Source organism: Spirochaetota bacterium (genome assembly GCA_040756435.1).
In the GTDB taxonomy this organism is placed as follows: domain Bacteria; phylum Spirochaetota; class UBA4802; order UBA4802; family UB4802; genus UBA4802.
Genome location: JBFLZD010000086.1, coordinates 1 through 8,709, shown reverse-complemented (window position 1 = coordinate 8,709; position 8,709 = coordinate 1). Strand labels below are relative to the sequence as shown.

Below are 8,709 nucleotides of genomic sequence, written 5' to 3'. Positions count from 1 at the left end.
TATGATATATATAAACTATATTTAGGGGATAGGCAAATTGATTCTTTAAAATATTACTTAAAGGATTTAAAAAATTTAGATAAAAATTATAGACTTTCTAATTATGGTTTAGAATTAGAAAAATTTATTAGTAATTACCATTCTAAAAAATTTTTACTATGGAGTATATTATGGGTTAATTTATCATACAATTCAACACTTTTTAATTTTTTGAATTATGTAAATAAAGGTATTTATTCTAAGGATAATAAAATAAATATATTGTTTGATAATTATGGTAAAAAAAATAGATATATTATAAATGCTTATCATTCTCTTGTAGGAACATTTGAACGCACGCCTATTGGTTATGAATTAAAACAGGGTATAATAAAAAAACAAGGAAGAGAAAGAATAGTAATAAAGGAGGGCGATCTTGATGTTCTTGCCGAAGCTATTCTTTATAATTTATATATGTTTGCTGATAAACATAACATGTATAATTTTATAATTGATGAAATTGAACATCTAGATGGAAGCCCTCAAAAAGTTTTTACTATTACATCCCCAAAAGGGGAATACATTTTGAAAACAATATGGCATACCAACTTTTTTGATGTGTTATTGGAAAATAATTATCATGTTATCAAACTTTATCAGGAATTAACCAGTATTGATATTGTGAAACGTATTGGAGGAAGCCATGAAATACAGTGAAATTATAGAGTTGTATGATTATTTTGAACCTACCTATGATATAACAAGTGAAAAAAAGAATTATTGGAAACAATTTATACCCACACCTGATTTTGAGGACATCTTATTAACTTTTTTGGATTCACTTGAATCAAATGAGCCAAACTTGAAAAAGTCAATATGGATTCATGGAACTTATGGAGTTGGTAAAAGTCATGCTACCGGGGTGATTAAACATATCTTATTTGATCCACTAGAGCAAATACAGGATTATATTGAACGTATAGAAAAGGCTCAAACAAGGCAAAGACTACTAAAGTTTAGAGACAGTAATCGTGTTTTTCCGGTTGTAATTAAAGGATTATCTGGTATTTATGATACTAAGACCTTTGTTCTGGCAATTGAAAGAGCCGTTAAAACAGCGTTAATAAACAATTGTATTGCTATAAATGTAAAAAGTGATTTTGAAAAATATATTGAATATATAAAAAAAGAAAATAGTCTAATAAATTGGAATAATATATTAAATAATAAAACTAAAATACAATCTTATGTTTCATCGATAGAAGATTTGATAACAAAACTACAATCTAATAATATAGAAGTTTTGCGATTAATAGAGGAATCATTGGAGGATATTGCTTTACCATTTTATAAAATTGAAGACTGGTTAGAAGATGTTACAACAAAATTAAAAAAAGAAAACTATGCTACTGCTTTAGCATTATATTGGGATGAATATACTTCTGTATTAGAGTCGCCGGATGGCCCTTCATATTTAAATATTTTACAAAATATTGCAGAAAGAACAAAAGATGAAGATATATATTTATTTATTATAAGCCACAAAGATCCAAATCAAGCCAGATCAATTGATAATAAAGATATTGAAAAAGTATTAGATAGGTTTCATTCAAAAAATTATAAAATGCAGGATGTAACAACTTTTCATATCATTTCAAATGTAATAAGAAAGAAAAATCCTGATAAATGGGAATCATTAAAAAATGCAATATATGAAACTAATGACTTTCGTAAAGTCTTTTGGAAAATACTAAGTAACAATCAGCATGTTGGTCATAAACTATTAAAGGATGTATTCCCAATTCATCCTTATACTGCGTTCATATCAACAAGGCTTGCAGAACGGATTGGTTCAACCGAGCGTAGTATATTTAATTTTTTATATGATAACTCCAAAGGTTTTATTAAATTTATACAGGAATTTCCTAATGATGAATATTTCTTAACAGCAGATTATTTGTGGGATTTCTTTTTTGACGATTTTGAACGTACTACCGAGGATAGAATACATTCAGTTTTAGAAAAAGCTAAATTGCTTACTAAGATACAAGAAAAAGGAAATCACTATGCTGTTATCTTTAAGGGTATTTTATTATTAAACATTTTGTATTTAGATATCAGCAGTAGGAATATGCAGGAGCAAGCTTATTTACCTGTTGAGGAAAATATTTATGCAATGTTTGAAAGTACTGTGTATAAAAAGTATGTACCTGAAGTTTTACAATATATTGATGAACAGGGTTACATTCAAAAAACACCGGATGGATTTTTTCTGGTTACCTCTTCGCATCTACCACATCAGGAGGTTATACACGAGATAGAAGAAGCTAGAAGAAATTATGAAGATATTACAAAAATAATTACCCAAAATGATAACCATTTAAAATTGATTGAATCTTATATAACAGGTCAAGTACTAAGGGAAACAGTTTTAAAAATTTCTCCTGCCACCATAAATGAAAACGATTTAGAGCGTAAATTAAAAACAGATTTTACAAAGCCTCATACATTGGGCATTGTTTTATTTTTAGCAAAATATGATAATGAAATTGTATCAGTTAAAAATAGGATTAAACAATATTTTAAAAAAGATAATTTAAGTCCTAAAGAAAAAAATACCATTTTTTTAATAAGTCATAAACCATTAGGGGAAAAAGATTATAACAAGCTTTTGGAATACATAGCAAGAGCAAAAGTAGCTGAAAGACATAAATATGATGATGATAAAAATCTATATTACAGTTGGCAAAATAACATTATTGAGTCATGGATAACTCATATAAAGAAAAATGATATTGAATTAATTTTTCAAGGAAATGAATTAAAGGTAACCGCAAATACACTATCAAATCAAATCAATGATATATCACGGGAAATATTCAAATATGGTCCTGAAAATATTGAAAATTTAAGAAAAAATGAGAACCTATGGAATAAAAAAATATCTGAAAAGTCAGTTGAACAATTCTTATTCAGCCAAACATTAGATGCAATTGAAAATTTTAGCAAGATGATATTGCATAATATTTTAGTTTTTATATTAAAAGATAATAAAGAAAATATTGTTACTCACAATTTAGAGATAAAAAAAGATATTAATCAGGAACACATGATAGTTAAGATATTGAATGAGTTAAATTTAGAAATTAAAAAGAGTCATGGTAAAGAATTTAACCTTACTGAATTGTTGGACTTTTTGAGGCAACCACCGTTTGGATTATATCCAAATATGATTAGTGCGGCAATCCTGGGTTTTGTTATGCGAAAGTATGTTGGGAAATTATATGAATCCGGTACAGGTAACAAAATAACAAAGGAATTAATGCGGGATAAATTGGTAACACTTTTAAAATATTGGGACACTGGTAAGGATAAAGAAAAATTAAATGTAAGATTAGGAAGTGAAGAGGAAATAAAATTAATACAATTACTAAATGAATTATTTTTTTTGTCTAAAGAAGAAAGTTTAAATAAAACAATATGGGCTATAGGTGAATGGATAAAACAAAGTGGATACCCTATTTGGTCATTAAAATTATTGAATGATACAAAAGAATTTTGTATTGCTATTGATTCTATAATATATCTACTTAAAGTGGTTGATAAAGAAATTAATCAAGATAATATTAAAAAAATATATTCGATTATAAATCAGGTGAAAAATGAGTTATATAAAAACTTAACAAAAGAAAAAATGCGTGAGGGCTTTTATCTATGGCTAAAAAAAATTGAGAATATTGAATTTAATCATGAAGATGTTAATGATATTTTATTGTACCTAAACCAAAATATGCAGGAAGAAATACGTTTATGGGATGAGAATAAAGTAGAATCAAAAGTTAAAGATTGGCATATTCAAAAAGGACAGTCGCAAAAAGAAAAGCAATTTATTAATTTACTATCGCAAATATTTGATATTACAAATGCAAGAACTATAAATGAACTAAAGCTTTTTATTAGAGAAAAGATAAACACCGAATTCAAACTTCCCCTGTGGTTGCTTAATTGTACCTTTAATAACGAAGAAATTTATAAAAGTATAAGCACAATTGAGAATTTCCTTAAAAGTGAAGAACAAAATTATCACCATGAAGTTATAGAAGAATATTATAAAATTATTGCTATCAATGAAAATATATTATCAAAAAATATAAAATCTGATGTATTACGCGATTGCTTAAAGGAATGGATTAAAGCTAATAAATTAAATATTGATGCTAATTCATTTTATAAACATTTATCGCAAAACAATTTGGAAAAAGCTTATTCATTAGTCGAGGATGATTTAAAAAGGTATGTAGATGAATATGAATTTATTTCATCAATATGTTCTTTATTTAAATTTAATGAAATATATACTTTATATGATTTAACAAATAAGATCAAGCAATGGGTGAATAATCAAGAATTACCATTTTGGGTGTATGGTATAGATGATAATAGCCATCTTATTGAAACAATAAAGTCATGTATTATAACAAATAATTTTCCTAATAATTTAGTTGAAGCAATCAATATAATAAGGGGGGGTGTTGATTTAGATATATTTAATAAAACAAAAGCACAAGCCTCATTTGAAAATTGGTTAAAACAAGATTTGGGGCTGCGATTTGTTACAGATGTTGCTGAAACAACAAGGCGAAATATGAACTTTGAAGATTATTACTGGAATAAGGAAAAAGTTGAAAACTGGATTAGAAAGAATTTATCAAAGATGATACCTGATAGTGTTAAAAGTGAAATAAAAGAAAAAATCAAGAGTTCAGATAAAGATTTTAAGGAAATAGTATTACAGTTAATTGATAAACATTCAGAACTATATGAATGGATAGAGGAATATTTATAGATGTATTTTAATGATATAAGTCAATTATTTGATCATATCCAAGATGATTTAAAAAAAAGGGGATATTATACTCGTTTTCCTGTACGATTTATTTTTTTAAATGATTATAGTCAAATAAAAGCATTATTGGATTATTATGAAACTTCTAATGTAATCATAAAGGATTTAACTAGAGAAATAGAAATTTTTCAACAAAACAATGATGCCTGGATAACTATAAATGATATTCTACGTATTATAAACATTATAAAAAGTTCAGGAGAAATTAGTTTTGCTATCATACTGTTATCTGAGATAGTTAGGTTTTATAAAGATAATGAGTTTTATTCCCTTTTTCAAAGCCTTCTTGAAATTGAAAACAGCAGTAATGAAAATTTAAGAAGAATCTATATACCATTAGTAGGAATAAAAGCCAGGTTTGATGCTATATTTTGGAATAAATATATACGCAAAAAAGAATGGGATCCACTCTGGGAAGTAAATTCAAATGAAAAAAACTATAATTTATTTTTAACTGATATGCAATATGATTTTAAATCTTTTGATAATATTACACTAATAAACAATTCTCTAGAGTATTTGAATTTATATAAGAAGGATTATTTGAATGAAAAGCTCATTGTTACTTCCAATACTATTAATTCATTATATGCTAATTCAATAGATTATGGGATTTTCCAAGTAAAAAAAAATCAATACAATAAAAGATTTAATTAAATATGTATGTAATATAGATATCATAAATAAATATAATGAATATGAAAAAGACCTATGGTTAAAATTGCTTCAAGAAATAAATAAACGAAAAGCAAGAAATCTTTATGAGTATATAAAAGAATATTTCAATGTTAAAAAGATAGACTTTGATGAAATTTTAAATATAGTATTAAAAAGTAAAAACGATAATGATAGTAATCATAAATATAAAATATGGCTGTTAAAACTTTATATAAATTCATTGACTGATTTCAATGATACTTATTTGCATTTAATCTTTAACAGTTTAAAAGAATATAGTTATTACAGTTTTACTAAATTATATTTTTTAAATATTTTTGATTTAAAAGACTATGATAGATTTATTAGTGAGCGATTAAAGGGATTAAAGATTTTATTGAAGGATGAAAATAGTGATATTTATGAGGATTTGTTACTTAATAAAATAAAAGATATGCCATCAGAAATAATATATAAATGCATAACTGGATTAACATATTTTGAAAAAGAATTAATAGTAAAAAACATTATCAATTATAAGAATATTTCTCTTGATAGTATTTATCCAGAATTAGACTATTATGTAAAAGATGAATTAATTAAAGACTCATTTATAAATGAGGAAATTTATGATTATATTGTTGAATATAAAAAATCAAAAATTAATAATACAGTAACAGATAAGTTTAAGCAGTTGATAAATACTCTCAACAATGATAGTGAGTCTTTTTATAAATGGTATTATAGTTATAAAGATATAAAAGATTTTATAAATGATAAGATTGATGAAGTTATTCAAATTGATGCTTTAGGTATTGAATTTGCCTCTTTGCTTTTAAATATATTACAAGACGAAAATGAAAATTATTTATTTAATCTTCATTTAGCTAAAGTGAATTTGCCTTCAATCACTGAAGTTAATAAAATTGATAAAGCAGTTTTTATACGTGATTTAGATCAATTTATACATAATGAAAACTATTATTCATATCCAAAGACATTAATTAAAGAAATTGAAATTATTGCAGCAATTGCACGAAAGATAAGTGAAAAATTCAAACTGGGAAAAAAAAATATACTTATTACAGGCGACCATGGACTAAGTGTATTTGGCATTTCTCAATTTTTAGGTAAAAAGAGGTACAATTTTAATAATGCTGAGCATGGTGGTAGATATGTTAAATTGCAACCGGGTGAAATATATTCAGAATGTGAAGATTATATTGTGTATGAATATCAGGGAAACAGTTATCTTGTACCTATTAAACATGTATCGCTATTTCAAATCCCAAGAGGAGAGTCACATGGTGGGGCTACACCAGAAGAAGTTCTAGTCCCAGTTATTATTGCTAAATATACTGAGCGTAAAGAAAATGAGGTATATAAAATTGTTGTTTTAAATAGTTTGATTAACATAAAGGAACCAGTTATTACATTTACAGTAGATCCTTTTCCACCACGTTTGCCAGTAGTTATAATTGAAAATAAAAAATATAATACTGAATTTGATAAAAATATAAATAAATATCAAGTTAATTTATCTAAATTAAAAAGTGGTAAAAAGTTAATAACCATAAAAATTGGGTCCTATCAGCAAGATTTTGAAATAGTTGTAAAAGGTGGCATGGAGGTTAATGATTTGTTATGACTAACATGATGGATGAAAAAATCAAGTCAATATTCCAAGATGAATCCGTTAATAAAATTCCCGATAGCTATAGTGTTTTTAAAGGGAAAAATATACCATCGTATATAAAAGATTGGTTAATACAAAAATTTACAATGGAAGATGGTTATTTGGACAAATACAGTTTATTAGAATTTATTGAAAAATTTATTCCAACAAAAAGCACTGGAAAAACTATTAAAGCAGATCTTCTTCAAAATAGGCAAGAAAAAAAAATTTTGACAAGGGCATTAATTGAACCGGATATACGCAATGACGAAATACGGTTTGCAATGCCTGATTTAGAAATTAAAATGACAGAAGGTAAGGTGGACAGGTTTTTATTAGATAAATATAATGAATTAAAAGCTGGTGAAGTGTGGGGTGTATTCACTTTAAAATATATACCCCCTTATAATAATACTTCAGGGTATATTTTAATTACTAACTACACCCCTTTCAAACCGTATAGTATTGATTTAGATTATTATAGAGAAAATAGAAATGATTTCAACCTCGAGGAATGGGTAGATTTATTAATTCGATCAATGGAATATAATCCTATAGGTTTTGTGACGTTAGATCAGAAACTTATGTTTATATCACGTTTGCTAATTTTTGTTGAACCGCGATTGAATATAATTGAATTAGCACCAAAAGGGACAGGGAAGTCGTATATTTTTAATAATTTGAGCAAAAATGGATGGTGTGTAAGTGGTGGTACTGTAAGTAGAGCCAAGATGTTTTATGATGGACAAAGTAAATCATTTGGCTTTATAACACGGTATGATTTTGTTGCGTTTGATGAAATACAAACAATAAAATTTTCTGATGAAGATGAACTGAAGGGTGCATTAAAAAATTATCTAGAATTAGGCAAATTCACAATTTTCAATGTCAGTGGTAATTCCGAAGCTGGATTGATATTATTGGGCAATATTCCATTAGATAGAAATATGCAACCTTTGAGAGTTAACTATTTTGTAGAACTTCCTTCTTTTTTTCAAGAATCAGCACTATTAGATAGATTTCATGGATTTATCGAGGGATGGAAGTTACCTAGAATAAACGAAGGTATGAAAGTTAATGGTTATACTTTGAATGTTGAATACTTTTCAGAAGTACTGCATTCTTTGAGAGAATGCCCAGATTTTTCAATTGTTGTAGATGATTTATTAGAAATACCAAAAAAATCCGATACAAGGGATGTAACTGCAGTTAAAAGGTTGACGACTGCCTATTTAAAACTATTATTTCCTAATGTTAGAAAACCGGATGATATTAATAAATCAGATTTTGAAAATTTTTGCTTTAAACCTGCTTTAGAGAAAAGAGCTATAATAAGAGAACAAATAGCGTATATTGATTCTGAATTTAAACGTGAAATGCCTGACATTACATTAAAAAAGTTTACTTAATAATTTTACTTAACTTAATTAGAAGGAAATTTATTTATGGATGAGAATTATAAATTATTGGATCTAAATAATGATATTGATTT

General features: G+C 26.1%; 5 protein-coding genes. All 5 read left to right on the top strand.

Features of this window, described 5'->3' with window-relative positions:
* Positions 1-696 (top strand): hypothetical protein (locus AB1444_15590; GenBank protein MEW6528079.1); only part of this gene is annotated, 696 nt, incomplete at its 5' end.
* A complete protein-coding gene (locus tag AB1444_15585; GenBank protein ID MEW6528078.1) occupies positions 683-4,825 on the top strand; it encodes a hypothetical protein in 4,143 nt (1,380 codons plus the stop codon). The genes AB1444_15590 and AB1444_15585, both read left to right, overlap by 14 nt.
* On the top strand, positions 4,826-5,542 hold the full coding sequence (locus AB1444_15580) for a hypothetical protein (protein ID MEW6528077.1): 717 nt from the start codon (positions 4,826-4,828) through the stop codon (positions 5,540-5,542).
* Complete coding sequence (gene pglZ / locus AB1444_15575) at positions 5,517-7,190, top strand: BREX-4 system phosphatase PglZ (GenBank protein ID MEW6528076.1); 1,674 nt, start codon at positions 5,517-5,519, stop codon at positions 7,188-7,190. Before AB1444_15580 ends, pglZ begins: the two co-directional genes overlap by 26 nt.
* Positions 7,187-8,626, top strand: coding sequence for a BREX system Lon protease-like protein BrxL (brxL, locus tag AB1444_15570; protein MEW6528075.1), 1,440 nt, complete (start codon positions 7,187-7,189; stop codon positions 8,624-8,626). Before pglZ ends, brxL begins: the two co-directional genes overlap by 4 nt.
* Positions 8,627-8,709: the final 83 nt, after the last annotated feature.

Excerpts from the sequence above, each read along its gene's own strand:
- AB1444_15585 (MEW6528078.1), top strand. The coding sequence starts at position 683 with ATGAAATACAGTGAAATTATAGAGTTGTATGATTATTTTGAACCTACC.
- AB1444_15580 (MEW6528077.1), top strand. The coding sequence starts at position 4,826 with ATGTATTTTAATGATATAAGTCAATTATTTGATCATATCCAAGATGAT.
- brxL (MEW6528075.1), top strand. The coding sequence starts at position 7,187 with ATGACTAACATGATGGATGAAAAAATCAAGTCAATATTCCAAGATGAA.